The organism is Bradyrhizobium sp. USDA 3256 (genome assembly GCF_054058275.1).
The window spans coordinates 457816-483664 of the sequence record NZ_JBSSAE010000002.1 but is presented as its reverse complement, the minus strand read 5'-3'; the positions used below and the strand labels follow the sequence as shown (position 1 = coordinate 483664).

Sequence of the window (25849 nt, the reverse complement as noted above, 5' to 3'; positions counted from 1 at the left end):
CTTCCGCCTGAGCCTGAAGGCTCGGCGCAAGACCGGGACTTCGCCGTTTCACCCGCGATTGATCGCGTATCCGCGCCCGCACCTGCCAAATCAGAGCTTTCATGTCCGACAAGCCGCAAAAGACCGACGCCCAAAAGACTGACGTTAGGGACTATTCCAAGACCCTTTACCTGCCGCAGACGGAATTCCCGATGCGCGCCGGCCTGCCCCAGCGCGAGCCGGAAATCCTGAAATACTGGAACGAGATCGGCCTCTACACCAAGCTCCGCCAGGAAGCCGAGGGCCGCGCCAAATTCGTGCTGCATGACGGCCCGCCCTACGCCAACGGCAACATCCATATCGGGCACGCGCTGAACAAGATCCTCAAGGACGTCGTGACCAAGAGCCAGCAGATGCTCGGCTTCGACTCCAACTACGTGCCGGGCTGGGACTGCCACGGCCTGCCGATCGAATGGAAGATCGAGGAGGAGAATTACCGCTCCAAGGGCAAGCAGAAGCCGGACTTCCGCGACTCCGCGGCGATGGTCGCGTTCCGCAAGGAATGCCGTGCCTATGCGACGCACTGGATCAACGTGCAGCGCGAGGAGTTCAAGCGGCTCGGCATCATCGGCGACTGGGATCATCCCTACCAGACGATGAGCTACCCGGCCGAAGCCCAGATCGCCCGCGAGCTGATGAAGTTCGCCGCCAACGGCACGCTCTATCGCGGCTCGAAGCCGGTGATGTGGAGCGTGGTCGAGAAGACCGCGCTTGCCGAAGCCGAGGTCGAATACGAGGACTACACCTCCGACATGGTGTGGGTGAAATTCCCGGTCACCTCGCCGGCGCATGGCGCGCTGGCCAATGCCTCGGTCGTGATCTGGACCACCACGCCGTGGACGCTGCCCGGCAACCGCGCCATCTCGTTCTCGCCGAAGATCGCCTATGGCCTCTACAAGGTAACGGACGCGCCGGCGGACAATTGGGCGAAGACCGGCGATCTGTTGATCCTGGCCGACGCGCTTGCCGCCGAGGTGTTCAAGCAGGCGCGCGTCACGTCCTATGAGAAGGTCCGCGATATTCCCGGCGACACGCTGGACGCCGTGGAATGCGCCCATCCGCTGCGCGGCTTCGGTGGCGGCTACGAATTCATCGTGCCGCTGCTCGCCGGCGAGCATGTCACCGACGACACCGGCACCGGCTTCGTGCACACCGCGCCGAGCCACGGCCGCGAGGACTTCGACGTCTGGACGGCCAACACCCGCGAACTCGACGCGCGCGGCGTCCCGACCGCGATCCCCTATACGGTCGACGAGAACGGCGCCTACACCGCGCAGGCTCCGGGCTTCACCGGCAAGCGCGTGCTCAACGACAAGGGCGAGAAGGGCGATGCCAACGAGGCCGTGATCAAGGCGCTGATCGAGGCCGGCAAGCTGCTCGCGCGCGGCCGCCTCAAGCACCAGTATCCGCACTCCTGGCGCTCCAAGAAGCCGGTGATCTTCCGCAACACCCCGCAATGGTTCATCGCGATGGACAAGCCCATCGCCGAGAATGGCCATGCGAAGAAGGGCGACACGCTGCGCGCCCGCGCGCTGCACGCGATCTCGGTCACGCAATGGGTGCCGCCGGCCGGCGAGAATCGCATCAACGGCATGATCGCCAACCGTCCCGACTGGGTGATCTCGCGCCAGCGCGCCTGGGGCGTGCCGATCGCCGTGTTCGTGCGCGAGAATAGCGACGGCTCGGCCGAGATCCTGCAGGACGAGGTGGTCAACCAGCGCATCACCGAGGCGTTCATGGAGGAAGGCGCCGACGCCTGGTACATGGACGGCGCCCGCGAGCGCTTCCTCGGGTCACGCGCGTCGGAGAACTGGAAGAAGGTCGACGACATCTGCGACGTCTGGTTCGATTCCGGCTCCACGCACGCCTTCGTGCTGGAAGACCGCCAGAACTTCCCGCAGCTCGGCAACATCGTGCGCAAGGTCGATGGCGGCAACGACACCGTGATGTATCTCGAAGGCAGCGACCAGCATCGCGGCTGGTTCCACTCGTCGCTGCTGGAAAGCGCCGGCACGCGCGGCCGCGCGCCGTACGACATCGTGCTGACCCACGGCTTCACGCTCGACGAGAACGGCCGCAAGATGTCGAAGTCGCTCGGCAACACCGTCGAGCCGCAGAAGGTGATCAAGGATTCCGGCGCGGATATCCTGCGCCTGTGGGTGTGCGCCACCGACTATGCCGACGACCAGCGCATCGGCCCGGAGATCCTCAAGAACACCATCGAGACCTACCGCAAGCTGCGCAACTCGATCCGCTGGATGCTCGGCACGCTGCATCATTTCAAGCCGAGCGAGAAGGTCGCCTTTGCCGAGATGCCCGAGCTCGAGCGGCTGATGCTGCACGAGCTCGCCGGCCACACCGAGACCATCCGCAAGGCCTATGCCGACTTCGACTACAAGACCGTGGTCGCAAGCCTCGCCGCCTTCATGAACTCCGAGCTGTCGGCGTTCTACTTCGATATCCGCAAGGACACACTGTATTGTGATCCGCCGTCCTCGGTGGCGCGCAAGGCGGCGCTGACCACGATCGACCTGCTCTGCGACGCGATCCTGAAATGGCTGGCGCCGATCCTCAGCTTCACCACCGACGAAGCCTGGCGGATGTATCGGCCGAACGCCGAGCCTTCGGTGCATCTCACGTTGTTCCCCGAAGGTCTCGAGCAGTTCCGCGACGACGCGCTTGCCGCGAAGTGGGAAACGGTCCGCAACGTCCGCCGCGTCGTCACCGGCGCGCTCGAGCTCGAACGCGCCGCCAAGCGGATCGGCTCGTCGCTCGAGGCATCGCCGGTGATCTACGTCACCGACCGGCAAATGCTGGCGACGCTGTTCGACATCGATCTCGCCGAAGTCTGCATCACCTCGAACTACGAGGTGCGCGAGGGCGATGCGCCGGCCACAGCCTTCCGCCTCGACGCCGTGCCCGGCGTTGCCGTCGTGGTCGAGAAGGCGGTCGGCACCAAATGCGCCCGTTCGTGGAAGATCCTGCCTGATGTGGGCGAGGACCCCGAATATCCCGACGTGTCGCCGCGCGACGCGCAAGCGCTGCGCGAATGGAAGGCGCTGGAGGTCTCGGCCTAGCCGTCGTCCCTGCGAAAGCAGGGACCCATAACCACCGCTGTCTAAAATGGACTGAAGTTGATGACCCCGAGTCATTCAAACAATACCCGGCACGGCGTATGGGTCCCGGCTCCGTGCGCAACGGCGCACTCGGCCGGGACGACGCCTTTGGCGGCAAGCCGATGACCTCTGCTGTTCGCGCCGGTGTGCTTGCGGCGGTGATCACCCTGATCGCCGACCAGGCCTCGAAGCTCTGGCTGCTCCATGTCCTCGACATCGTGCATCACGCCCCGGTGCGGGTGACGCCGTTCTTCGACCTGGTGCTGGCCTGGAATCCGGGGATCAGTTTCGGCTGGTTCCAGAGCGAGACCCCGGCGGCCCAGATCCTGCTGATGGTGATCAAGGCCGCGGCCGTGATCGCGCTGGCGATCTGGATGGCGCGGTCGCGGACCTGGCTCGCGACGGTGTCGCTCGGCCTGATCATCGGCGGCGCCATCGGGAACGGCATCGACCGCTTCGCCTATGGCGCGGTGGTCGATTTTGCCCTGCTTCATGCCGAGATCGGGGGAAAAACCTTCAATTGGTACATCTTCAACCTCGCCGACGTGGCCATCGTTGCTGGCGTGGCAGCCCTATTGTATGATTCCGTGGTGGGGACCCCCGCCGTAAAAGCGCCCTGATCCCGGCCGATACGAGCCGGTCAGCGGCCCACACCTGTATCAAGCGGAACTGTGCCTAAGCCAGTGATCGCTTTGGCGAAATTTGAGATGGGAATGGCGCAATGCGCAACACCAAAGCCCGCGGTTACCTGATCGAGACGTCCCGGCTGCCGCTGATGCGCGGCCTGCGCCTGGCGTTCGTCGCAGCCGGGATCGGCCTTGTCATGACGGCCGGCCCGGTGCGCGCCGGCGACGATGAGGATGACGGCGACGATGGCCTGACCTTCGAAGAGCGGATCGTCGACAATCTGATGACCGGGCTCGGCGCCAAGAGCGCGGCCAGCAAGGGCATCGACTACCGCGAGCGCTCGCCGCTGGTGGTGCCGCCGAAGCTGGATTTGCCCCCGCCGGCATCGACCGCCCAGGTCAACGCGCCGAACTGGCCGAAGGACCCTGATATCGCCGCGCGCAAGGCTGCGATCGCGGCGCGCAAGAAGGACGTCAAGAAGGAGCCGTGGCAGTCGGCGGTGGCGTTGACGCCGGCCGAGATCGAGGCCGGCCGCAAGCAGCAGACGGCCACCGATGGCCGCAAGGAGCCGCTGGAGCCCGGCGTGAGCACGAATCCATCGCTGATGCCGAGCCAGCTCGGTTACACCGGCGGCCTGCTCGGCATGTTCAAGGGAAACAGCAGCGAGTCCAAACCGTTCAAGGGTGAGCCGACGCGCGAATCCCTGACCGAGCCGCCGCCGGGCTACCAGACCCCGTCCTCGGGCTATGCCTATGGCACAGGGCCGCAGGCGCCGAAGGTGAACGAGGGCCAGTACGACGTCATGTCCGGAAAACCGGTACAGTGACGCTTGGCCTGCTCGCGCGAAGGCTGACATGAGCAAAGCTTAATGCGGGGCGGCGGGTGTCTCTCCGCTTCGTGACCGTCGGCACGGGAACGACCGTGTACGATGGCTTGCTTTCGCGCCCCGGCCGTGGGTCCGGGCTTTCATAAGGACCATGATGCGCTCTCGCCGATCGATCGCCCTGTTCGCTGCCGCATTCGTTTCCACCATCCCGCTGCCGGGTGCCAGCCTCCGCGCCCAGACCACCGTCACCTCGGAACGCCCCGCCAGTTTCACGCTCGACAACGGCTTGCAGGTCGTGGTGATCCCCGACCACCGCACGCCGGTGGTCACGCAGATGATCTGGTACAAGGTCGGCTCGGCCGACGAGACGCCCGGCAAATCGGGTCTCGCGCATTTCCTCGAGCATCTGATGTTCAAGGGCACCGCCAAGCATCCGGCCGGCGAGTTCTCGCAGACCGTGCTGCGCGTCGGCGGCAATGAGAACGCCTTCACCTCGGTTGACTACACCGGCTACTTCCAGCGCGTGCCGCGCGAGCAGCTGCCCACCATGATGGAGTTTGAGGCCGACCGCATGACCGGCCTGATCCTCAAGGACGAGAACGTGCTGCCCGAGCGCGACGTCGTCCTCGAGGAGTTCAACATGCGGGTTGCCAACAACCCGGATGCAAGGCTGAGCGAGCAGATCATGGCCGCGCTTTATCTCAACCATCCCTATGGCCGGCCGGTGATCGGCTGGCACCAGGAGATCGAGAAGCTCGACCGCGAGGATGCGCTCGCCTTCTACCGTCGCTTCTACGCACCGAACAACGCGATCCTGGTCATCGCCGGCGACGTCGACGTCAAGGATATCCGCCCGCTGGTCGAGAAGAATTTCGGCCCGATCCCGGCACAGCATGCGATCCCGGAGAAGCGGGTCAGGCCGCAGGAGCCCACACCTGCCGCGCCGCGCACCGTGACGCTGTCGGATCCGCGCGTCGAACAACCCAGCCTGCGCCGCTATTACCTGGTGCCGTCGGCGACAACCGCGGCTGCAGGCGAGAGCCAGGCGCTCGATGTGCTCGCGCAGTTGATGGGCGGCGGCGCCAACTCCTATCTCTATCGCTCGCTGGTGATCGACAAGGGCCTCGCGATCTCGGCCGGCGCCGGCTATCAGGGCACCTCGCTCGATCCGTCGCAATTCTCGATCTCGGTGACGCCGAAACCCGGCGTCGAGTTCGCACAGATCGAGGACGCGATCGACAAGGTGATCGCCGACCTCGCGCAGAACCCGGCGCGCGCCGAGGATCTCGAACGGGTCAAGACCCAGCTCATCGCGGAGGCGATCTACGCCCAGGACAACCAGGCGACGCTGGCACGCTGGTATGGCGGCGCGCTGACCACCGGGCTCAGCATCGAGGATATCCGCAGCTGGCCGGACCGCATCCGCGCCGTCACCGCCGAGCAGGTGCGCACTGCTGCCGCCAGCTGGCTCGACAAGAAGCGGTCGGTGACCGGCTATCTGATCAAGGATACTGCGCCGAAACGCGAGGAGAAGCGCTCGTGATCTATTCCCTCACCCGCCGTGCGGCGCTGATCGGCGGCGCCTGCGCCGCGCTGCTGACGGTGACGTCGGCACCCTCGCAGGCCGCGGCCAGGATCCAGCGGCTGGTATCACCCGGCGGCATCGAGGCGTGGTTCGTGCAGGACGCGACCGTGCCGCTGATCGCGATGGAATATGCCTTCAGCGGCGGCGCCAGCCAGGATCCGCCCGGCAAGCCCGGCGTCGGCAATCTGGTCGCCGACCTGCTCGACGAGGGTTCCGGCGATCTCGATTCCAAAACCTATCATGAGCGGCTCGAGCGCCGCGCCATCGAGCTCAGCTTCCAGTCGAACCGCGATCAATTCCGCGGCTCGCTGCGCATGCTCAAGGACAACAAGGACGAAGCCTACGACCTACTGCGGATGGCGCTGACCTCGCCGCACTTCGAGCCGAAGGACGTCGAACGGATCCGCGCCCAGGTGATCGCCAATCTGCGCCGCGAATCGACCAATCCGTCCTCGCTCGCCGGCCGCAAGTTCCTCGAGCTCGCCTTCGGCGATCATCCCTATGCCAGGACGGCCACCGGCACGCTGGAGAGCGTGCCGGCCATCCAGATCCCGGACCTCAAGGACTACACCCGCCGCATCATCGCCAAGGATACGCTGCGCGTTGCCGTGGTCGGCGACGTCGATCCCGACACGCTCGGCAAGCTGCTGGACAAGACCTTCGGCGGCCTGCCGGCGAAAGCCGAATTGACGGCGGTCCCCGACGTCGTGGCGACCAGGCCGCCGCAGCGCGCCTTCGTCCCGCTCGACGTACCGCAGACCGTCGTCACCTTCGGCGGCCCCGGCATCGCCAGGCACGACCCGGACTTCATGGCGGCCTATGTGGTGAACCACATTCTCGGCGGCGGCGGATTGTCGTCGCGGCTCTACAAGGAAGTGCGCGAGAAGCGCGGGCTGGCCTACTCGATCTATGAAGCGCTGGTCTGGATGGATCACTCCGCGCTGTTCATCGGCAACACCGGCACCCGCGCCGACCGCGCCGGCGAGACCGTCGATGCGATCGAAGCGGAAGTCCGCCGCATCGCCGAGGAAGGTCCGACGCAGAAGGAACTCGACGAGGCGAAGTCCTACCTGAAGGGCTCGCAGATGCTGGCGCTCGACACCTCCTCCAAGCTCGCGCAGGCGATGCTGCAATACCAGCTCGACAAGCTGCCGATCGACTACATCGAGAAGCGCAACGCCATCGTCGACGCGGTGACGCTCGACGACGCCAAGCGGGTCGCCAGGAGGCTCTGGGGCAACGGCCTGCTCACCGCAATCGTCGGCCGCGCCCCGCAGGCCGCGGCGCAGCCGGTGTCGGCGCCGCCGAAGGCGAACTGACGCGTTCCGGCGCGCCACCTTCCCTTCATACGCACTACCGTTGTGGCCACACCTCTCTTCACCCCCCGTGTGGGGGTCCGAGGCGAGCGAAGCTCGCTCTCGAGGTTGGGGAGAGGGGTCAGCCAAGAACTCCGACCTCCGGCGTAACGACCACTGCATCAGCACCACCCAAGCACGATCAAACCCGCTATTCTGCGGCGGCCGATTCTTGCCTCCACGGGTGATGTCATGCTGCGGGTGTCCCGCGACCTTACGATCGACGAGAACGACATTGAGATCGTCTTTGTCCGCGCCTCCGGCCCGGGCGGACAGAATGTCAACAAGGTCTCGACCGCGGCGCAGCTTCGCTTCGATACCAACAAGATTGCATTGCCGGCGGACGCCGCGCAGCGGCTGGCGCGGCTCGCCGGCAGCCGCATGACCAAGGACGGCGTGATCGTGATCCACGCCTTCCGCTTTCGCACCCAGGAACGCAATCGCACTGATGCGATCGACCGGCTGCTCGAGATGTTGAGGGAGGCGATGGTGCGGCCGACACCGCGGCGGCCGACCAAGCCGACACTCGGCTCCAAGCAGCGCCGGCTCGAGGGCAAGAAGCGCCGCAGCCACATCAAGGCGGGGCGCGGCGCGCGCCGTTTCGACGATTAAAGCATGATCCGGAAAAGTGCGAAGCGGTTTTCCGAAAAGATCATGCTCAAACAAAGAGCTAAGGCGCGATGACGATTCAACCTAATCTCATCGCGCTTTAGGGAACGCCGGACGCAGCGCACGCGGCACTGCATCCGGGATCCGGTCAGCGTCACCAGAAGCGTTTTCGCGCGAAGCGGATGTCGGTTCGCGCGAAGGAACGCGTCAGAACAGGAAGCCTGAGCCTTGGTTCCGATTGATCAGAACCGGGAAGGCTCTCGTACTTCAGTACTTCTTGGTTGCGGGCGCCATCTCGGAACCACCCGACTTCGGTGCCGTGCGTCCGCTGCCGACCGTTCCCTTGCTGCCTGACTTGGCGGCGGCACCGCTCTTCTGCGTCGTCGCGCCAGGTTGCGCCGCCATTTCCTCGTCGCCGCTGCCGGACATGCCGCCGCCCTGCTGCATGGTACCTCTGCCCTGTGCACCGCCGCGAAGCTGGGTATCAGGTGCAGTCGTTCCCTGTGCCAGGACAGGGCCGGCCATCGCGGCCGAGATGGCAAGGGCGAGCACGCTGGTTTTTGCAAACGTCATCCATTTCTCCTGGGACTTTAATTGACGATGGAGGAGCGGCACAGGTGGTGCGCCGTTTGCAGCGCCGACCCTGAACCCCATCGCGCAAGACTGAATTTTCCGCAAACGGCGCACGCGAGATGCAAGCTGCGTCGTGTGGTGATCGTGCAGGGATTTCGCGGTCATTTTGCGAAATTGTCGTCCGCATATGCGGCAACCATCGGTTCCGCGCCAGATCACCGCCCAGCTTTGTTCTGCTGTGAAACAGCCCGCTACTACCAACGGCGGATTTCAGCCTCCTACAGTCACCGCACAGAGGCGGTGACGTAGATGGCAAAGCTGCGCGCAGGGTGGTCGCTGGGGCTGGGATTTTGCAGCGCAATGCTTGCAGTGCAAATGACGGCTGCACAGATGCCCTTGCCGGCCGCCAGGCCGCCCGATGGGGCGACGCTGTTCAAGCAGCAATGCGCGACCTGCCACACGTCAAACACGTCGGATGCCGTCCGGCAAGGCCCGTCGCTCTACAGGATCGTCGGCCGCCACGCCGGCAAGGCCGACGGCTTCAAATATTCCGCGGGCTTCAGCAAGGCCGACTTCGTCTGGGACGACGCCAGCCTCGATGCCTGGCTGACCAATCCGCAGGAGGTGATCCCCGGCGCCGTGATGGCCTACCGGCAAGCCAAACCGGAAACCCGCGCCATGATCATCGCCTATCTGAAGGAGCTGAATTGAATGGCGAAACCCGTGCATTCGATGATCCGCGTGCTCGACGAAGCCAAGGCGCTCGACTTCTACCAGCGCGCGTTCGGCCTCGAGATCACGGACAATCTGAGATTTCCCGATTTCGCGCTGATCTATCTGCGCCATCCCTCCTCGCCCTTCGAGGTCGAGCTCACGGTCAATTTCGATCGCAAGGAACCCTACACGCTCGGCGACGGCTACGGCCATCTCGCCGTCATCGTCGATGACGTCGATGCCGAGCACGCGCGCTTCGAAAAGGAGAAACTGTCGCCCGGGCCGCTGCGCGACTTCAAGCATGACGGCAAGACGCTGGCGCGCTTCTTCTTCGTCTCCGATCCCGACGGCTACAAGATCGAGGTGATCCAGCGCGGCGGGCGCTTCGGCTAGAGCATGCTCGAACAACAAGGCAATTGCACAAACAAAAATTGACGGAGGAACCCATGAGAGAAATCGATCGACGCAGCAAATATGACCGGCGTGTCTTTCTCAAAGGCGCGGCCATTACCGCACCCGCAGTCGCGATTGCGACCTCGACGGGGCTCGGCATCACCGATGCGTGGGCCGAAGGCACCACGACGCTGACGCCGGCCACGCTGAAGACGCTGCTCAAGATGGCGCGCGACATCTATCCGCACGATTTCCTCGGCGACAGCTACTACATAGCGGCGGTCAAGCCGTATGATGAGAAGGCCGCGAAGGATCCGGCGGTCAAATCGCTGATCAATGACGGCGTCACAAGGCTCGATCAGGCGGCCAACGACCGCCACAAGATGCCTTATGTCCAGGTCGCCTGGGAAAACGATCGCGTCGCGCTGCTGCAACAGATCGAGCAGAGCGCCTTCTTCCAGAAGATCCGCGGCGACCTCATCGTCTTCATCTACAACAACAAGGAGGTGTGGCCGCGGTTCGGCTACGAGGGCTCCTCGGCCGAGCATGGCGGCTACATCAAGCGCGGCTTCGCCGATATCGACTGGCTGCCGAAGGTCTGAACGGGTCGGGAGGAAACAATGGCAAAATTCGATCTGAATGACAGCGGCGTTGTGGTGATCATCGGCTCCGGTGCCGGCGGCGGAACGCTCGGCAATGAACTGGCGCAGAAGGGCGTCAAGGTCGTGATCCTGGAAGCCGGCCCGCGCATCGAGAACCAGGACTTCATCAACGATGAGTGGGACAGCTTCACCCAGCTCGCCTGGTCCGACGCGCGCTCGACGTCGGGCAGCTGGCGCGTCCACCAGGACTTTCCGGGCCTGCCGGCCTGGATCGTAAAGGCGGTCGGCGGCTCGACCACGCATTGGGCCGGCGCCTCGCTGCGCTTCGACGAGCACGAGTTCAAGATCAAGTCGGCCTATGGCAACATGCCCGGCGCCAACCTGTTGGACTGGCCGATCACGCTCGCCGAGATGGAGCCATGGTACGCCAAGGCCGAGGACAAGATGGGCGTCACCCGCACCAACGGCATTCCCGGACTGCCCGGCAACAACAACTTCAAGGTGATGGAAGCCGGCGCCAGGAAGCTCGGTTACAAGGAGGTGCACACCGGGCGGATGGCGATCAACAGCGAGCCGCGTGACGGCCGCGGCTCCTGCCAGCAGATCGGCTTCTGCTTCCAGGGTTGCAAGTCGGGCGCCAAATGGTCGACGCTCTACACCGAGATCCCGAAGGGCGAAGCCACCGGCAATCTCGAAGTGCGCCCCGGCAGCATGGTGATCAAGATAGAGCACGACCAGTCCGGCAAAGTCACCGGCGTGGTCTATGCCGATGCGACCGGCGCGATGCAGCGCCAGAAGGCCCGCGTGGTCGCGGTCGCCGGCAACTCGATCGAGAGCCCGCGGCTCTTGCTCAACAGCGCCTCCAGCATGTTCCCGGACGGGCTCGCCAATTCATCCGGCCAGGTCGGCCGCAACTACATGCGGCACATGACCGGCAGCGTGTATGCGAGCTTCGAGAAATCGGTGCACATGTATCGCGGCACCACCATGGCCGGCATCATCCGCGACGAGGCCAAGAATGATCCGAAGCGCGGCTTCGTCGGCGGCTACGAGATGGAGACGCTGTCGCTCGGCCTGCCCTTCATGGCCGCGTTCCTCAATCCCGGCGCCTGGGGACGCAGCTTCACAAGCGCGATCGAGGGCTATCCGCGGATGGCCGGCATGTGGCTGGTCGGCGAGGACATGCCGCAGGAGACCAACCGCATCACGCTGGATCCGAAGATCAAGGACAAGTTCGGCATGCCGGTCGCCAGCGTGCATTTCGACGATCATCCGAACGACGTCGCGATGCGCGATCACGCCTACAAGCAGGGCTCCGCGGTCTACGAGGCGGTCGGCGCCACCGTCACCTACCCGACGCCGCCCTACCCCTCGACCCACAACATGGGCACCAACCGGATGAGCGAGAAGCCGCGGGACGGCGTGGTCAACAAGTTCGGCCAGACCCACGACATCAAGAACCTGTTCGTCTCCGACGGCAGCCAATTCACGAGCGGAGCGGCCTGCAACCCGACGCTGACGATCGTATCGCTGGCGATCCGCCAGGCCGACCACATCGCCGGCGCGATGCAGCGCAAGGAGATCTGAAGCGAGATTCGGTCGAATAGCGGCCGCGACGACCCTGCGCTCCCTCTCCCCGTTCCTACGGGGAGAGGGCTGGGGTGAGGGGCCGTCTCCGCGTATTCGGCGGTAGCTGCGTTTGCGGAGACTCCCCCTCACCCGGAACGCATCTAACGATGCGTTCCGACCTCTCCCCGCAAGCGGGGCGAGGCGAAGCGGAGTGTGTTCCGGATTTCCTCTCACTGAAGCAGCCTTGCCTAACAGGACAAGGCCGCTTTTCTTTTGCGCGATGGACTTGCGCGAAGCCTATTCCGCGGCATCCATGATCGCCGCCGCCCCGCGATAGTCGGGAACGACCGCCGGCGCATTCGCCTTGGCGCGATAGATCAGGCAGGAGCAGCGCAGCAGCGACGCGAAATTGTTCACCTCGCCGTGATGATCAAGCACCTCGTTGTGCAGGGTGGTGAGGAACTTGGCCAGCGTCATGCCTTCCTTGGCCGCGATCTCCTCCAGCGTATCCCAGAACGACATCTCCAGCCGGATCGAGGTGCAATGGCCGTCGATCCGCAACGATCGGGTCTGCGATTCATAGTCGCGTTGCGGCTGATGCGCGAAAAGATGGCACATGGCGTTCCTCCGGCGAGAACTTATAATTTTTCTAAACGATATACCTGTGCGCGCGGCCCCACAATCGGGACGTAGGGCGTAACGCGCCGGCCGCCGAAGCCAAGCGTCTTCAAGGCGATAGGCTGGAATAATCCCCAACCTGCTTGCGGCCGCCAGATCGGTCCCATGCATTTGCCGGCGCGGCGACTTATAGTAACGGCCAGCCTCGAATCGCGCTCCGAACGTCCAATCCATGCCCGTCCGCCAGCTTCCCGAACAGCTCGTCAACCGCATCGCCGCCGGCGAAGTGGTCGAACGCCCCGCGAGCGTGGTCAAGGAACTGGTCGAGAACGCGATCGACGCCGGCGCCAGCCGGATCGACGTTTTCACCGATGGCGGCGGGCGGCGCCGGATCGGCATCACCGACGACGGCGGCGGCATGACCCGCGCCGACCTCGCGCTTGCGGTCGACCGTCACGCCACGTCCAAGCTCGACGACGAAGACCTGCTGCGCATCCGCACGCTCGGGTTCCGCGGCGAGGCGCTGCCCTCGATCGGCGCGGTCGCAAAGCTCGGCATCACCACGCGCCATACCAGCGAGCCGCATGCCTGGTCGCTATCGGTCGAAGGCGGCGAGAAGTCGGAGGTCATGCCGGCCGCGCTCGGCCAGGGCACCCGCGTCGAGGTCAACGAACTCTTCTACGCCACGCCGGCGCGGCTGAAATTCCTCAAGACCGACCGCACCGAGGCCGAGGCGATCCGCGAGGTGGTGCGCCGCCTCGGCATGGCGCGCCCGGACATCGCCTTCACGCTGGCCGGCGAAGAGCGCGCGCCGGTCACCTGGGCCGCAGCGCTGCCCGGCGCCGCGGGCCGGCTGACCCGGCTCGGCGATATCCTGGGTGCGGATTTTCGTAGCTGTGCGATCGAGGTGCGCGCCGAGCGCGAGGGCGTCGTGGTGGAAGGCTTTGCCGCCGCGCCGTCGCTGACCCGCGCCAATGCGCTCGGGCAATATCTGTTCGTCAACGGCCGCCCGGTGCGCGACAAGCTGATCCTCGGCGCCGTGCGCGCGGCCTATTCCGACTACCTGCCACGCGACCGCCATCCCGTCGTGGCGCTGTTCGTGACCTGCGACCCGCAGGAGGTCGATGCCAATGTGCATCCGGCCAAGACCGAGGTGCGCTTCCGCAATGCCGGTCTGGTCCGCGCGCTCATCGTGCACGCCTTGAAGGAAGGTCTCGCGCGCGAAGGCAGGCGCACCGCGGCCAATACCGCCGACGGCGCCGCGCTCTCGGCCTTCCGCCCGGCCTTCACGCCGCCGCGCCCGGGCAACTGGGACTGGCGCGGCTCGCCGTCCTATCCGGCTGGCCCGATGCGCGCGTTCGACGGCGCGGCGGCGGCCGCCTTCGCCGAGCCCGGACAGGCCGCCTTCGACGTCGGCACGCCGACCGCCGATGTGCGCTTCGAGGCCGCGCCCGCGCCCGACCTGCTCGATCGGCCGCTCGGCGCCGCGCGCACCCAGATCCACGAGACTTACATCGTCTCGCAGACCCGCGACGGCCTCATCGTGGTCGACCAGCACGCGGCGCATGAGCGCATCGTCTATGAGAAGCTGAAGGCCTCGCTGGCGAAGAACGGCGTGCAGCGGCAGATCCTCTTGATCCCCGAGATCGTCGAGCTCGATGAAGCGACCGTCGAGAAGCTGCTCGACCGCGCCGAGGAGCTGGCGTCATTCGGGCTCGCGATCGAATCCTTCGGCCCCGGCGCGGTCGCGGTGCGCGAGACGCCCTCGCTGCTCGGCAAGGCCAATGCGGCGGGCCTGTTGCGCGACCTCGCCGAGCACATGGCCGAGTGGGACGAGGCGCTGCCGCTGGAGCGCCGGCTGATGCACGTCGCCGCCACCATGGCCTGCCACGGCTCGGTCCGCGCCGGCCGCCGCCTCAAGCCGGAAGAGATGAACGCGCTGCTCCGCGAGATGGAAGACACGCCGAACTCCGGCCAGTGCAACCACGGCCGCCCGACCTATGTCGAATTGAAGCTGAGCGATATCGAGAAGCTGTTCGGGCGGCGGTAGTGGCCACACATTCCGTCGTCCCGGGCAAGCCAACGGGTCGGCGCAAAGCGCCGCCCGATGACAGGCTCCGCGCGACCCGGGACCCATAACCACAAATGCCTCCGTTGACGAAGGCCGGGGCCCTAGCAGACTAGATTGCGGCGACAGCTCGCAAAAACACGAACTCCGTGTCGTCATAGGCGCGCCGCTCGAGCTCCTCGAAGCCCTCGGGTGCCGTGAACGCCGCGGCCTTTGCCTCCTCCACCACGAGCAGCGCGCCTGGCGTCAGCCAGCCGCCGTCGCGCAGCGAGGCGAGCGCCTTGTCGGCCAGCCCCTTGCCATAGGGCGGATCGAGAAACACCAGCGAGAACGGCTCGACCGGATGTGCCGGTCCGAGATCGGTGGCGTCGCGGCGATAGACCTTGGTCGTGCCGCCGAGGCCGAGCGACTCGACATTGTTGCGCAGCAGCGCCCGCGCCTCGGCGCCATTGTCGACGAACAGCGTGAACTTGGCGCCGCGCGAGACCGCCTCGATGCCGAGCGCGCCGGTGCCGGCAAACAGGTCGAGCACGCGCGCGTCCTCAACCGGATTGTCGTAGGCGTGGATCAGAATGTTGAACACGGACTCGCGCAGGCGGTCCGCGGTCGGACGAATCTCGCGGCCCGCAGGCGAAGCGAGATTGCGGCCCTTCAGCCTGCCCCCGACGACGCGCATTGACCGTTACTCGTCCCGCGGCTTGAGATCGCGCTTGCCGTGATAGCCGCGCTTGGGACGGCGCGGCGGGCCGTAGCCGTTCGCTTCGTCTTCATTGCGGGCACGGGCTTCCTCGCTGCCGGTGCGCTGCACCAGCACGCGGCGGCCCTTGCGATCGTTGATGGTTTCGCGCTTGCTGGGCTTCGGCTTCCTCGCGGGCGCCTCGTCTCCGTCGGCTGCGTCACGCTGCTCCGGCCGCGTGAAGTCGGCACCCGCGATCTTGGCGATCTTCTCGCCGAGCTGCTCGCGCAGCACCCGCGTCTTGACCTCCTCGACCTTGCCCTCCTCGAGCTCGCCGAGCTGGAACGGGCCGTAGGAGATCCGGATCAGGCGGTTCACCTCGAGCCCGAGATGCGCCATCACGTTGCGCACCTCGCGGTTCTTGCCCTCGCGGATCGCGAACACCACCCACACATTGGCGCTCTGGTCGCGTTCCAGCGTCGCGTCGATCGGTCCGTATTTGACGCCGTCGACCTCGACGCCACCCTTGAGCTGGTCGAGCTGGCCCTGCGTCACCTCGCCATGCGCGCGCACGCGGTACCGGCGCAGCCATCCGGTGTCGGGATGCTCCAGCGTCCGCGCCAGGCCGCCGTCATTGGTCAGCAGCAACAGGCCCTCGGTGTTGAAATCCAGCCGGCCGATCGAGATCAGCCGCGGCAGACCCTCGGGCAGATTGTCGAACACGGTCGGCCGCCCCTCGGGATCGGCATGCGTCGTCATCAGCCCGCGCGGTTTGTGATACATGAACAGCCGGGTCCGCTCGCGCGGCGGCAACGGCTTGCCGTCGACCGCCACGACATCGTTGTCGGTGATATCGAGCGCCGGCGAGTTGATCACGCGTCCGTTGACGGTGACGCGCCCTTGCGTGACGATCTCCTCGGCATCGCGGCGCGAGGCGAGACCGGCGCGCGCCAGTACCTTGGCGATGCGTTCGCCTGTCTTCTTCGGCTTCGGCTCGGGACGCTCGCGCCGATCGTCGGTGGCGCGTTCGCGATAGGCGCCGCGGCCGCCGAAGGCCGGGCGCTTCGCAAAGATCCTGCTGTCGTCCTCATTGTCGCGGCGCGGCCGGTCGGAGAAGCGGCCCTCGCTGCGCGGGTGCTCCTGCCAGTCGGTGCGACCTTCGGGCCGTTCGCGGCGCCGGCTGTCGCGGCCACCATCTTCATCATGACGATCCCAGCGCGGCCGGCCGAACTTCGGACGATCACCCTGCTCGCGGTCGTCGCGGGACCTGGAGAATCGCGGACGTTCGCTACCACCGCGATCGTCGCGCGACCGCGAAAAGCGCGGGCGCTCATCGCCGCCGCGGTCGTCGCGCGGTTTGCGATCCCGCTTTTGCCAGGGCTTCTCGTCGCTGCGGTCGCGGCCTTCGAAGTCGCGGTCGCGCTTGAAGCGCGGCCGATCGCCGAAATCGCGGCGCGGCGCATCGCCGTCTTCGCGGCGGCGGAACGGGCGGCCTTCGCCCTTGTCGCGGAACGAACCCTTGTCGCGATCGCCGCGCGAAAACTTCCGGTCGTCGAATTTGCGCTCGGCGCGCTCGCCGCGCGGCGCAAAGGTCCGCTTCTCGCCGTCACGCTCGCCACGCGGCGTGTAGGGGCGCTTCTCGCCGAATTTGCGGTCGGATGACCGGCCCTCCGAACGCGCGCCACTCCGCTGCGGACGATCGCCCGCATCAAAGTCCCGGCGCTCGCCGCGCGGTTTGAACGGGCGCTTTCCGCCCCCCTCGCCGCCGCGGTCGTCGCGCTTGAAGCGCGGCCGGTCGCCGTAATCGCGGCGCGGCGCATCGCCGTCCTCGCGGCGGCGGAACGAGCGGCCCTCGCCCTTGTCGCCGAACGAGCGCTTGTCGCGATCACCACCTTTGCCGCCGAAGCTGCGCTTGCCGAACGGCTTGTCCGATCCGCGGGAGCCGCCGGAACGGCCCTTCCCGGGCGCCCCCCGGTCCCGCCGGCCGCGCGGGGAATCGTTGTTTTTGTCGCTGTCGCGGGGCATGAATGTTCTCGCCTGGAGGTTCAATTGGGGCGCAGGGCAACCGGCGATACGCGCGCCATCTGGGCGCGACTGGCGCAAAACCGGCATCCACTTCTGCTGAAGGCGACGCTACTAGCAGGTTTCTTCCGATGATACGAGGCATGTCTGCCCCTTCTTTCATGGATTTGGCGCTAAAAACCGCGGAAAATGCCGGAAAAGCTGGCGAGGTTCCGATCGGATGCGTGATCGTGCGGGGCTACGAGGTGATCGCGACCGCCGGCAACCGTACCCTGACCGACCGCGATCCGACGGCCCATGCGGAGATCCTGGCGATCCGGCAGGCCGCCGAGGCCATCGGCACCGAGCGACTGGTCGATTGCGACCTCTACGTGACGCTGGAGCCCTGCACCATGTGCGCCGGGGCAATCTCCTTTGCCCGCATCCGCCGGCTCTATTACGGCGCCGCCGACCCCAAGGGCGGCGCGGTCGAGTCCGGCGTGCGATTCTTCGCGCAGCCGACCTGCCACCATGTGCCGGAGGTCTATGGCGCGGTCGGCGAGACCGAGTCCGCGCGCCTGCTGCGCGAGTTCTTCAGGGAGCGACGGTAAGTGACGCGATCGCGGACCCCACCGCTGTCATCGTCCGCGAAAGCGGATGATCCAGTATTCCAGAGACGGCCATGATCGCTCGATAGGACGCGGCGTACTGGATACCCGCATTCGCGGGTGAGACGAGTTTCTCTTGTGACTACCCCGCCAGGAAAAACTCCCGCAGCAGCTTCGCGGTCGCCTCCGGGGCCTCCTCGGGCAGGAAATGCCCCGACGCCACCGGCGCGCCGCTGACATTGGTGGCCCAGGTCTTCCAGGTGTCGAGCGGTGTCGTTGCCGCGCTGGCAACCCCGGCATCGCCCCACAACGCCAGCATCGGGATCGTGATCTTCTTGCCGGCGTCGACATCGGCCTTGTCGATCTCGTAATCGGCATAGGCGCCGGCGCGATAGTCCTCGCACATCGCGTGGATGCGCGCGGGATCGCGGAATGGCGCCAGGTAGTGTTCGAGCGCGCGCGGATCGATCGCCTCCAGCGTCTTGCTCCTGGTCTGGCTCGCCATCTTTTCCTTGAGGAAGAATTCACCATTGTTGGAGATCAGCGTCTCCGGCAGCGGATAGGGCTGCGCCAGGAACGCCCAGTGGTAGATCTTCAGCGCCGACAGGCGATTGAGCTTCTGCCAGTAATCATAGGTCGGTGCGATATCGAGCACCGCAAGCTTCGACAGCCGGCCGGGATGATCGAGCGCGAGCCGGTACGACACCCGGCCGCCGCGATCGTGGCCGGCGAGCGCGAAATGAACGTGCCCGAGCTGCTCCATCACCTCGACCATGGTCTTCGCCCACGCCCGCTTGGTGTAGGGCGTATGGTCCTTGTCGCTGTCGGGCATATCGGACCAGCCGTAGCCCGGCAGGTCGGCGATGATCAGCGTGAAGCTGTCGTCGAGTTTCGGCGCGACCGTGTGCCACATCACATGCGTCGAGGAGAAGCCGTGCAGCAGCAGCAAGGGCGGGCCCTTGCCGCCGACGCGGGCGAAGATGCGGCCCTGCGAGGTGTTGATCCATTCGGACGCATAGCCGGGAAAAAGATCGGCGAGATCAGGCATCGGTAGCTCCTTCCCTGTCGCGGCCGCGCTGCTTCAAACTTTGTTCGGCGTTGCTGCTGGCTCAGGCCAGGTTTATGCCATCCTCAAGTCCTGCCAACAACAACATGAAACGAGGAAGTGCCATGTCGATCGATTTCGAAATTCCCGCCGAGGCCAAGGCGATCCGCGAGAAGGTTCGCAAATTCGTCCACGACGAATGCATTCCGGCGGAAAAGGAACTCGACACCAAGCCGCTTGCCGAGGTGCTGGGACGCTGCGGAAGAAGGCCCGCGCGCAGGGCCTGTGGTGCCCGTTCGTGCCGAAGGAGTATGGCGGTATGGGCCTCGGCCCGCTCGCCAACGCCCTGGTGCAGATGGAGCTCGGCGAGAGCATGCTCGGCGCGCTCTCGATGAACACGCAGGGACCGGACGACGCCTCGATGATGACGATCCTGGCGCACGGCACCGAGTACCAGAAGGAAAAATTCCTTAAACCGCTGCTGAACGGCGAGAAGCGCATCTGCTTCTCGATGACCGAGAAGGCCGCCGGCGCCGATGCCACCGGCATGCAGACCACGGCGGTGAAGGACGGCAACGAGAACTACATCCTCAACGGCGAGAAATGGTTCTCCTCGTCGGCGAGCGTCGCCGACCTCGCGCTGGTCATGGCGAAGACCGATCCGAACGCGCCGCGCCACAAGCAATACTCGACCTTCATCGTCGAGCTGCCCAACCCCGGCTACCGCATCAAGCGCAACGTCGCCAACATGGCGATCGAGGGTCCGCATGACGACGTGATCCACGGCGGCCACTCCGAGATCGAGATCAAGGACCTGAAGGTGCCGGCCGACAATCTGCTCGGCGGCGAAGGCAACGGCTTCAACATGGGCCAGCACCGCCTCGCCTACGGCCGGCTGCGCCACGGCATGCACAACGTCGCCAAGGCACAACGCGCGCTCGACATGGCGGCCGCTCACGTGACAAAGCGCTCGACCTTCGGCCAGTTGCTGGCCGACCGCCAGGCGGTGCAGTTCATGCTCGCCGACTGCGCGAGCGAGCTCTATATCGGCCGGCTGATGCTGCTGCACATCGCCTACAAGGCCGAGAAGGGCCTCGACATCCGCCAGGAGAACTCGATCGCCAAGATCTTCCACGCCCACATGGTGCACAAGGTGATCGACACCGCGATCCAGCTGCACGGCGCGCTCGGCTTCAGCCAGGATACGCCGCTGGCGAAATGGTACACCCAGGTGCGCTCGCAGCGCTTGGTCGACGGGCCCGACGAGGTGCACAAGTGGAAGATCGGCAAGAACGTCATCAAGGCGTTCCGCGAGCACGGCACCACGGCGTCAGCGGCGGGCGGGGATCTGCTCTGACCCACTTCGTCATTCCGGGGCGGCGCAACGCGCCGAACCCGGAATCTCGAGATGAGGTGAGAAGGCGCCCACAACATCGAGATTCCGGATCGACGCGCGATGCGCGTCATCCGGAATGACCGCGTAAGGCGAACCTAGCCGCTCGCCGCAAACAGCTCCCATGTCCCGGGCAGTCCCTTCAGCTCGAACGCGCCGCGCTCGGCGAATTTCAACCCGGCGCCCGCGACCAGATCGGTCACCACGCGCGACACCAGCACCTCGTTCGAGCCGCACTGCGACATCACGCGCGCCGCGGCGTGGACCGCTATGCCGCCGATATCCGCCCCCCTCACCTCGATCTCGCCGGTGTGCAGGCCCGCTCGCACCGGCAGGCCGATCTGCCGCGCGGCCGAGCCGAACGCCAGCGCACAGCGTACGGCGCGGCCGGGACCGTCGAAGGTCGCCAGAATGCCGTCGCCGGTGCTCTTCACCAGATGGCCGCGATGGCGGCCGACCATCTGCTGCGCGAGTTGATCGTGATCGTCGAGCAGACGTCGCCAACGATGATCTCCCATCGTCGCGGCGCTGCGGGTCGAATCGACGATATCGGTGAACAGCACGGTCGCAAGCACTCGGTCGAGTTCGGCATCACCACCATCGCGATGGCCGGTGACGAATTCCTCGACATCGCCGAGCATCGCCTCGGTCTCGCCGACCCAGTAGTAGTGATCGCAGCCGAGATATTCCACGTATTTCGCGCCGGGGATCGAGCGCGCGACGGCACGGCCGAGCGCCACGGGAACGCGGGCATCACCGGTCCGATGCAGGACAAGCGTCGGAGTCTGGAGCATCGGCAGGATCGTCGTGACGTCGATCGCGCGATTGAGAACGAGCAGCGTCCGCAACGCTCCCGGACTGCTCGACAGCCGCTCGAATTTCGCGATCTGCGCGATCACTTCTGCATTCGTTGCCTGGCTCGGCGCGACAGTCTTGACCGTGTCGCCAGAACCCCAGTTCTGCACGATCTCGTCGCAGCGCTGCTGCCACACGTCGTCCGGCTGGCGGTCCTTCGAGCGGGCAAAACTGCCGAGCAGAACGAGATGCGAAACGCGGTCCGGATAGGTTGCTGCAAACAGCACACTCATCGGACAGCCCTCGGAGAAGCCGAACAACACCGCCTTCGCGGAGCCTATGGCATCCATGATGGCCCGGACGTCGTCCATGCGCTGCTCGAGGGAGGGCGCGCCGGTCATCCGATCCGACAATCCCTGTCCGCGTTTGTCGAAGGTCACGACCCGGGCGAAACGCGACAGGCGGCGCAGTACGGCGGTGTAGCCGGGCATCTCGTGCATGAACTCGATGTGCGAGAACAGGCCGGGGACAAGGATGATGTCGACAGGGCCATCGCCCATCACCTGATAGGCGATGCTCGCGTCGGCGCTTTGCGCGTAGTGCGTCTCGGGCAGTCTGAAATCGGTCATTCGAAGGCCCCGGGGCGCGCCATTGTCGCCGCTGAGGCCGGATCGATCAACCCTTCTCCACCTCGACCGCCTGCCAGGCGATGTCGCGACGGCAGAATCCGTCCGGCCATTTGATGCGATCGATCGCCTGATAGGCGCGGTCGCGCGCCTCGGTGACCGTCTTGCCCATCGCACACACGTTCAGCACCCGGCCGCCATTGGCGATGATTGCGCCATCCTTCGCCACCGTGCCGGCGTGGAAGATCTCGACGCCCTCGACCTTGGCCGCGTCATCGAGGCCGCCGATCCGCGTGCCCTTGATGTAGTCGCCGGGATAGCCCTTCGCCGCCATCACCACCGTCAGCGCCGGGTCCGGATACCAGCGCAGGTCGAAATTCTTCAACTGCCCGTCGATCGAGGCGAGGAAGGCCGGCACGATGTCCGACATCATCCGCAGCATCAGCACCTGGCACTCGGGATCGCCGAAGCGGACATTGTATTCGAACAGTTTTGGGCCCTGCGCGGTCAGCATCACGCCGGCATAGAGCACTCCCTTGAACGGCGTGCCGCGGCTCTTCATCCCGGCAACCGTCGGCAGGATGATCCGCGCCATGATCTGGTCGTGCACCTCAGGCGTCACGAACGGCGTCGGCGAATAGGCGCCCATGCCGCCGGTGTTCGGCCCCTTGTCGTGATCGAACACCCGCTTGTGGTCCTGCGCCGAGGCCAGCGGAATTGCGGTCTCGCCGTCACACAGCGCGAAGAAGCTGATCTCGCGGCCCGACAAAAATTCCTCGATCACGACCTCGGCGCCGGCCGAGCCGAACGCACCCTCGAACATCATCGCAATCGCGGCCTCGGCCTCGGGCAGCGTCTGCGCCACCACGACGCCCTTGCCGGCCGCAAGCCCGTCGGCCTTGACCACGATCGGTGCGCCCTGGGCGCGGACATAGGCCACCGCGTCCTTCGCATTGTCGAAGCGGCGATAGGCGCCGGTCGGAATGTCGAACTCGCTGCAGAGGTCCTTGGTGAAGCCCTTGGAGCCCTCGAGCCGGGCGGCCTGCCTGCTCGGCCCGAACGCCTTGATGCCGACCGCGACGAGGTCGTCGACGATCCCGGCGGCGAGCGGCGTCTCCGGACCGACCACCACCAGTTCGACCGCATTGCCCCGGCAGAATTCGATCACCGCGGCATGGTCGGCGACATCGAGCGCAACGCATTCGGCCTCGCGCGCGATCCCGGCATTGCCCGGCGCGCACCAGAGTTTCGTCACCAGCGGGGATGCGGCGATCTTCCACGCCAGCGCATGTTCGCGGCCACCGGAACCGAGCAGGAGGATGTTCATCTGTGTCGCCGATCAGAGGGGTTGTAACGCCATTTCGTCCGGTTTAGCACGCTCCCGAACCGCAGCAACACGCGGTTCGATCAGATGTGGATATGTGATTCGACGCCTGAAACGCGGCGTCCGGACCTTGCACACGGGGTCGAAAACCCCGATTCTATAGATCAGATGACCGCTGCTCCGAATCTCGTCAACGCGCCTGAATTCACCGTCTCGGAACTCTCTTCCGCCCTGAAGCGGACGGTGGAGGACCGCTTCGGCCATGTCCGTGTCCGCGGCGAGATTTCCGGCTTTCGCGGCCCGCATTCCTCCGGCCACTGCTATTTCGCCCTGAAGGACGAGAGCGCCAAGATCGAGGCCGTGATCTGGAAGTTCGCCCACGCCCGGATGCGCTTCAAGCCGCAGGAGGGCCTCGAGGTCATCGCCACCGGCAAGCTGACCACCTATCCGAACTCCTCGAAGTACCAGATCGTCATCGATTCGCTGGAGCCCGCCGGCGTCGGCGCGCTGATGGCGCTGATGGAGGAGCGCAAGAAGAAGCTCGCCGCCGAGGGCCTGTTCGACGAGGCCCGCAAGCAGCTTTTGCCCTGGCTGCCCGAGGTGATCGGCGTCGTCACCTCGCCGACCGGCGCCGTGATCCGCGACATCCTGCACCGGCTGGAGGACCGCTTTCCCCGCCGCGTGCTGGTCTGGCCGGTCAAGGTGCAGGGCGACGGTTCGGCGGAACAGGTGGCGGCCGCGATCCGCGGCTTCAACGCGCTGCCGGAGGGCGGCAGGATCCCGCGGCCTGATCTCTTGATCGTCGCGCGCGGCGGCGGCTCGCTGGAGGACCTCTGGCCGTTCAACGAGGAGATCGTGGTCCGCGCCGCGGCCGAGAGCCATATCCCGCTGATCTCGGCGGTCGGCCATGAGACCGACATCACGCTGATCGACTTCGTCGCCGACAAGCGCGCGCCGACGCCGACCGCGGCCGCCGAGATGGCGGTGCCGGTACGCAGCGAGCTGTTCGTCGAGGTTCAGGCGCTCGCCCGCCGCACCATGGTGTGCTGGCAGCGCGCCCAGGAGGCCCGCCACAACGAGCTGCGTGCCGCGGCGCGGGCGCTGCCGGCGGCGCACGAACTGCTGGCGATCCCGCGGCAGCGGCTCGATCATCTCGCAGCGGGATTGCCGCGCGGGCTGAAGGCCAATACGCACGCACATTTCCGCCGCTTTGCCGCCAGCAGTTCGCGCCTCACCATCGGCGTGCTCCGCGGCCAGATCGCGCATGCGCGGCAGCGGCTCACCGCATCCGGCGAGCGCATCACGCTATCGGCGCGCGCGCTGCTGCATCGCCGCCGCGAGCGCTTCAGCGGGCTCGAGATCCGGCTCAAGGCCTCGAAGCTCGCCAACGCCAAGGCCCAGCGCAACGCCATCGCCCGCGATCTCGAACGCACCCACCGCCTCGCCGAGCGCGCCCGCCGTGCGCTGGTGACGACGATGCAGCGGCTCGAGGCGCGCGTCGCCCATAGCGGCCAGCTGCTGTCGGCGCTGTCCTATCGCGGCGTGCTGGCGCGCGGCTTTGCGCTGGTGCGCGACGCGCACGGCCACGCCCTGCACTCCGCCGCGGCGGTCGGCCCGAATGCCGGCCTGTCGATCGAGTTCGCCGATGGCCGCGTCGCCGCCACCGCTGACGCCAATCAGCCTCCGGCAACGGTAGCGCCCGAGAGCCAGCCGAAGCCTCAGCCGCGCGAGGCGAAACCGGCGGCGCCGAAGCGCGTCACCAAGCCGGTGGACCAAGGCAGTCTGTTCTAGCGCGACAGCCACTCGGCGACTTGCTTTTGCGCATCCTTGCGCGCGCCGGTATCGGTGCCGATGTGACCACGCTCGGCGATCTCGGCATCGGAGGCCGCGACCGCGTGCAGCGGCAGGTTGGGCCGGTCGAAGTCGTGATAGGCCTCGGGATAGACCACGATCCGCGCCAGCGCGCTGCGGCCGCGGGCGCCGTCGACCATCTGGTGGCAGGCCGATGACGATGTCACGTCGTCGCGCGCGCCGATCAGGACCAACGTCGGCACCCGCGCGCTCCAGCCGAGGCCGAACGAGGCGCGGCAATCCGGATAGAATGCGACCGCCGAGCGAAAATCCGGCTCGACGTTGCGCGACCACATCTGCGGCCGCACCGCCCACAGCAAAGCGGCGGCGCCGTTGCCCCAGCCGATCAGGCTGATGCGGCGCTTCGCCACCCATTTCTGCTGCACCAGCCACTGCCGCGCCGCGTTGATGTCGGCGACCCGCGCGCGGCGGGTTTGGACCTGATGCTCCCTGATGCGGCACTGCGGGCCCAGCTCGCGCGAGCCGTAGCTGTCCGGCAGCAGCACCGCATGGCCGGTGGTCAGCAATTGCTCGGCCCAGTCGCGATAGCGCGGCAGGACCGGTTCGGACCGGCCGGCGAGACCGCCGCAGCCATGCAGCGCGATCACGGTCGGGAACGGGCCGTCGCCATCGGGCCGGTAGAGCTGCGCGTGCAGCGTGATATTGCCTTCGGGGATCTCGACCTGATGCGGGGCCGGGAGTGGCGAAGCGGCCGCGGCCGGCACGGCAAGCATGGCGAGGCACATGAAAACTGGCTTGAGGCGCATCCGATCCGGCCGGCTCGTTATGGCGCCGCAAACATAGCGGACCACGGCCGCAAGGCTACCATGCGCGTC

The 25849-nt window shown here is 66.3% G+C and carries 22 protein-coding genes; 14 read left to right on the top strand and 8 right to left on the bottom strand.

Annotated elements, in window-relative coordinates:
* The first annotated feature begins 101 nt into the window (after positions 1-101).
* From ileS to arfB, 6 genes are all read left to right on the top strand, one after another.
* Positions 102-3116, top strand: a complete 3015-nt coding sequence (ileS, locus tag ACVWY5_RS03970; RefSeq protein ID WP_028333067.1) for an isoleucine--tRNA ligase — start codon at positions 102-104, stop codon at positions 3114-3116.
* Positions 3117-3277: 161 nt separating this feature from the next.
* Positions 3278-3775, top strand: a complete 498-nt coding sequence (lspA, locus tag ACVWY5_RS03965; protein ID WP_028333066.1) for a signal peptidase II — start codon at positions 3278-3280, stop codon at positions 3773-3775.
* Positions 3776-3876: 101 nt separating this feature from the next.
* Positions 3877-4608, top strand: coding sequence for a hypothetical protein (locus tag ACVWY5_RS03960; RefSeq protein WP_028333065.1), 732 nt, complete (start codon positions 3877-3879; stop codon positions 4606-4608).
* A 151-nt stretch (positions 4609-4759) separates the two neighbouring features.
* On the top strand, positions 4760-6151 hold the full coding sequence (locus ACVWY5_RS03955; protein WP_028333064.1) for a M16 family metallopeptidase: 1392 nt from the start codon (positions 4760-4762) through the stop codon (positions 6149-6151).
* Complete coding sequence (locus ACVWY5_RS03950; protein WP_028333063.1) at positions 6148-7512, top strand: M16 family metallopeptidase; 1365 nt, start codon at positions 6148-6150, stop codon at positions 7510-7512. The genes ACVWY5_RS03955 and ACVWY5_RS03950 overlap by 4 nt, the downstream gene beginning before the upstream one ends.
* A 228-nt stretch (positions 7513-7740) precedes the next feature.
* Positions 7741-8160, top strand: a complete 420-nt coding sequence (gene arfB / locus ACVWY5_RS03945; RefSeq protein WP_028333062.1) for an alternative ribosome rescue aminoacyl-tRNA hydrolase ArfB — start codon at positions 7741-7743, stop codon at positions 8158-8160.
* 264 nt (positions 8161-8424) lie between these two features.
* On the opposite strand, the gene ACVWY5_RS03940 is transcribed toward arfB, so the two are convergent.
* Positions 8425-8730 carry a hypothetical protein gene (locus tag ACVWY5_RS03940; RefSeq protein ID WP_028333061.1) on the bottom strand — a complete coding sequence of 102 codons (306 nt, stop codon included), beginning with the start codon at positions 8728-8730 and terminating at the stop codon, positions 8425-8427.
* Positions 8731-9120: 390 nt separating this feature from the next.
* On the opposite strand from ACVWY5_RS03940, the gene ACVWY5_RS03935 reads away from it, so the two are divergent.
* From ACVWY5_RS03935 to ACVWY5_RS03920, 4 genes are read left to right on the top strand one after another with little or no spacing between them, the layout of a single operon-like run.
* Positions 9121-9441 (top strand): c-type cytochrome, encoded by a 321-nt coding sequence (locus ACVWY5_RS03935; RefSeq protein ID WP_028333060.1) that lies wholly within the window; start codon positions 9121-9123, stop codon positions 9439-9441.
* The gene (locus tag ACVWY5_RS03930; protein WP_028333059.1) at positions 9442-9837 is read left to right on the top strand and encodes a VOC family protein; all 396 of its coding nucleotides are present in this window, start codon (positions 9442-9444) and stop codon (positions 9835-9837) included.
* 53 nt (positions 9838-9890) lie between these two features.
* Positions 9891-10439, top strand: a complete 549-nt coding sequence (locus ACVWY5_RS03925) for a hypothetical protein (protein WP_028333058.1) — start codon at positions 9891-9893, stop codon at positions 10437-10439.
* Positions 10440-10457: 18 nt separating this feature from the next.
* Positions 10458-12026, top strand: coding sequence for a GMC family oxidoreductase (locus ACVWY5_RS03920; RefSeq protein ID WP_028333057.1), 1569 nt, complete (start codon positions 10458-10460; stop codon positions 12024-12026).
* A gap of 279 nt (positions 12027-12305) precedes the next feature.
* On the opposite strand, the gene ACVWY5_RS03915 is transcribed toward ACVWY5_RS03920, so the two are convergent.
* Positions 12306-12626, bottom strand: a complete 321-nt coding sequence (locus tag ACVWY5_RS03915) for a ribbon-helix-helix domain-containing protein (RefSeq protein WP_016848007.1) — start codon at positions 12624-12626, stop codon at positions 12306-12308.
* Between the two features lie 232 nt (positions 12627-12858).
* Here ACVWY5_RS03915 and mutL point away from each other — a divergent pair, with 232 nt between their 5' ends.
* On the top strand, positions 12859-14676 hold the full coding sequence (mutL, locus tag ACVWY5_RS03910; protein WP_028333056.1) for a DNA mismatch repair endonuclease MutL: 1818 nt from the start codon (positions 12859-12861) through the stop codon (positions 14674-14676).
* Positions 14677-14806: 130 nt separating this feature from the next.
* Here mutL and rsmD read toward each other — a convergent pair whose 3' ends face one another.
* Both rsmD and ACVWY5_RS03900 read right to left on the bottom strand, forming a co-directional pair.
* On the bottom strand, positions 14807-15370 hold the full coding sequence (gene rsmD / locus ACVWY5_RS03905) for a 16S rRNA (guanine(966)-N(2))-methyltransferase RsmD (RefSeq protein ID WP_028333055.1): 564 nt from the start codon (positions 15368-15370) through the stop codon (positions 14807-14809).
* A 6-nt stretch (positions 15371-15376) separates the two neighbouring features.
* Positions 15377-17395: a pseudouridine synthase gene (locus tag ACVWY5_RS03900; protein ID WP_028333054.1), complete on the bottom strand. Its 2019-nt coding sequence runs from the start codon at positions 17393-17395 to the stop codon at positions 15377-15379.
* Positions 17396-17535: 140 nt separating this feature from the next.
* Between ACVWY5_RS03900 and ACVWY5_RS03895 the strand changes: the two genes are divergently transcribed.
* The gene (locus tag ACVWY5_RS03895) at positions 17536-17982 is read left to right on the top strand and encodes a nucleoside deaminase (protein ID WP_244978690.1); all 447 of its coding nucleotides are present in this window, start codon (positions 17536-17538) and stop codon (positions 17980-17982) included.
* A 139-nt stretch (positions 17983-18121) separates the two neighbouring features.
* Here ACVWY5_RS03895 and ACVWY5_RS03890 read toward each other — a convergent pair whose 3' ends face one another.
* Positions 18122-19027 carry an alpha/beta fold hydrolase gene (locus ACVWY5_RS03890; protein WP_028333052.1) on the bottom strand — a complete coding sequence of 302 codons (906 nt, stop codon included), beginning with the start codon at positions 19025-19027 and terminating at the stop codon, positions 18122-18124.
* 295 nt (positions 19028-19322) lie between these two features.
* Here ACVWY5_RS03890 and ACVWY5_RS03885 point away from each other — a divergent pair, with 295 nt between their 5' ends.
* Entirely contained in the window at positions 19323-20381 is a 1059-nt protein-coding gene (locus ACVWY5_RS03885; protein WP_321176636.1) for an acyl-CoA dehydrogenase family protein, read from the top strand.
* Between the two features lie 134 nt (positions 20382-20515).
* Here ACVWY5_RS03885 and ACVWY5_RS03880 read toward each other — a convergent pair whose 3' ends face one another.
* The gene (locus tag ACVWY5_RS03880) at positions 20516-21841 is read right to left on the bottom strand and encodes an adenylate/guanylate cyclase domain-containing protein (RefSeq protein ID WP_028333051.1); all 1326 of its coding nucleotides are present in this window, start codon (positions 21839-21841) and stop codon (positions 20516-20518) included.
* A 46-nt stretch (positions 21842-21887) separates the two neighbouring features.
* Positions 21888-23165, bottom strand: coding sequence for a phosphoribosylamine--glycine ligase (gene purD, locus ACVWY5_RS03875; RefSeq protein WP_028333050.1), 1278 nt, complete (start codon positions 23163-23165; stop codon positions 21888-21890).
* 165 nt (positions 23166-23330) lie between these two features.
* On the opposite strand from purD, the gene xseA reads away from it, so the two are divergent.
* Positions 23331-24953: an exodeoxyribonuclease VII large subunit gene (gene xseA / locus ACVWY5_RS03870; RefSeq protein WP_028333049.1), complete on the top strand. Its 1623-nt coding sequence runs from the start codon at positions 23331-23333 to the stop codon at positions 24951-24953.
* On the opposite strand, the gene ACVWY5_RS03865 is transcribed toward xseA, so the two are convergent.
* A complete protein-coding gene (locus ACVWY5_RS03865; protein ID WP_028333048.1) occupies positions 24950-25780 on the bottom strand; it encodes a dienelactone hydrolase family protein in 831 nt (276 codons plus the stop codon). The genes xseA and ACVWY5_RS03865 overlap by 4 nt on opposite strands.
* Between the last annotated feature and the right edge of the window lie 69 nt (positions 25781-25849).

Excerpts from the sequence above, each read along its gene's own strand:
- ACVWY5_RS03935 (WP_028333060.1), top strand. The coding sequence starts at position 9,121 with ATGCCCTTGCCGGCCGCCAGGCCGCCCGATGGGGCGACGCTGTTCAAG.
- ACVWY5_RS03880 (WP_028333051.1), bottom strand. The coding sequence starts at position 21,841 with ATGACCGATTTCAGACTGCCCGAGACGCACTACGCGCAAAGCGCCGAC.
- mutL (WP_028333056.1), top strand. The coding sequence starts at position 12,859 with ATGCCCGTCCGCCAGCTTCCCGAACAGCTCGTCAACCGCATCGCCGCC.
- ACVWY5_RS03955 (WP_028333064.1), top strand. The coding sequence starts at position 4,760 with ATGATGCGCTCTCGCCGATCGATCGCCCTGTTCGCTGCCGCATTCGTT.
- xseA (WP_028333049.1), top strand. The coding sequence starts at position 23,331 with ATGACCGCTGCTCCGAATCTCGTCAACGCGCCTGAATTCACCGTCTCG.
- ACVWY5_RS03865 (WP_028333048.1), bottom strand. The coding sequence starts at position 25,780 with ATGCGCCTCAAGCCAGTTTTCATGTGCCTCGCCATGCTTGCCGTGCCG.
- ACVWY5_RS03915 (WP_016848007.1), bottom strand. The coding sequence starts at position 12,626 with ATGTGCCATCTTTTCGCGCATCAGCCGCAACGCGACTATGAATCGCAG.
- ACVWY5_RS03890 (WP_028333052.1), bottom strand. The coding sequence starts at position 19,027 with ATGCCTGATCTCGCCGATCTTTTTCCCGGCTATGCGTCCGAATGGATC.
- rsmD (WP_028333055.1), bottom strand. The coding sequence starts at position 15,370 with ATGCGCGTCGTCGGGGGCAGGCTGAAGGGCCGCAATCTCGCTTCGCCT.
- lspA (WP_028333066.1), top strand. The coding sequence starts at position 3,278 with ATGACCTCTGCTGTTCGCGCCGGTGTGCTTGCGGCGGTGATCACCCTG.
- ACVWY5_RS03940 (WP_028333061.1), bottom strand. The coding sequence starts at position 8,730 with ATGACGTTTGCAAAAACCAGCGTGCTCGCCCTTGCCATCTCGGCCGCG.
- arfB (WP_028333062.1), top strand. The coding sequence starts at position 7,741 with ATGCTGCGGGTGTCCCGCGACCTTACGATCGACGAGAACGACATTGAG.
- ACVWY5_RS03930 (WP_028333059.1), top strand. The coding sequence starts at position 9,442 with ATGGCGAAACCCGTGCATTCGATGATCCGCGTGCTCGACGAAGCCAAG.
- ACVWY5_RS03920 (WP_028333057.1), top strand. The coding sequence starts at position 10,458 with ATGGCAAAATTCGATCTGAATGACAGCGGCGTTGTGGTGATCATCGGC.
- ACVWY5_RS03960 (WP_028333065.1), top strand. The coding sequence starts at position 3,877 with ATGCGCAACACCAAAGCCCGCGGTTACCTGATCGAGACGTCCCGGCTG.
- ACVWY5_RS03925 (WP_028333058.1), top strand. The coding sequence starts at position 9,891 with ATGAGAGAAATCGATCGACGCAGCAAATATGACCGGCGTGTCTTTCTC.
- ileS (WP_028333067.1), top strand. The coding sequence starts at position 102 with ATGTCCGACAAGCCGCAAAAGACCGACGCCCAAAAGACTGACGTTAGG.
- ACVWY5_RS03895 (WP_244978690.1), top strand. The coding sequence starts at position 17,536 with ATGTCTGCCCCTTCTTTCATGGATTTGGCGCTAAAAACCGCGGAAAAT.
- purD (WP_028333050.1), bottom strand. The coding sequence starts at position 23,165 with ATGAACATCCTCCTGCTCGGTTCCGGTGGCCGCGAACATGCGCTGGCG.
- ACVWY5_RS03900 (WP_028333054.1), bottom strand. The coding sequence starts at position 17,395 with ATGCCCCGCGACAGCGACAAAAACAACGATTCCCCGCGCGGCCGGCGG.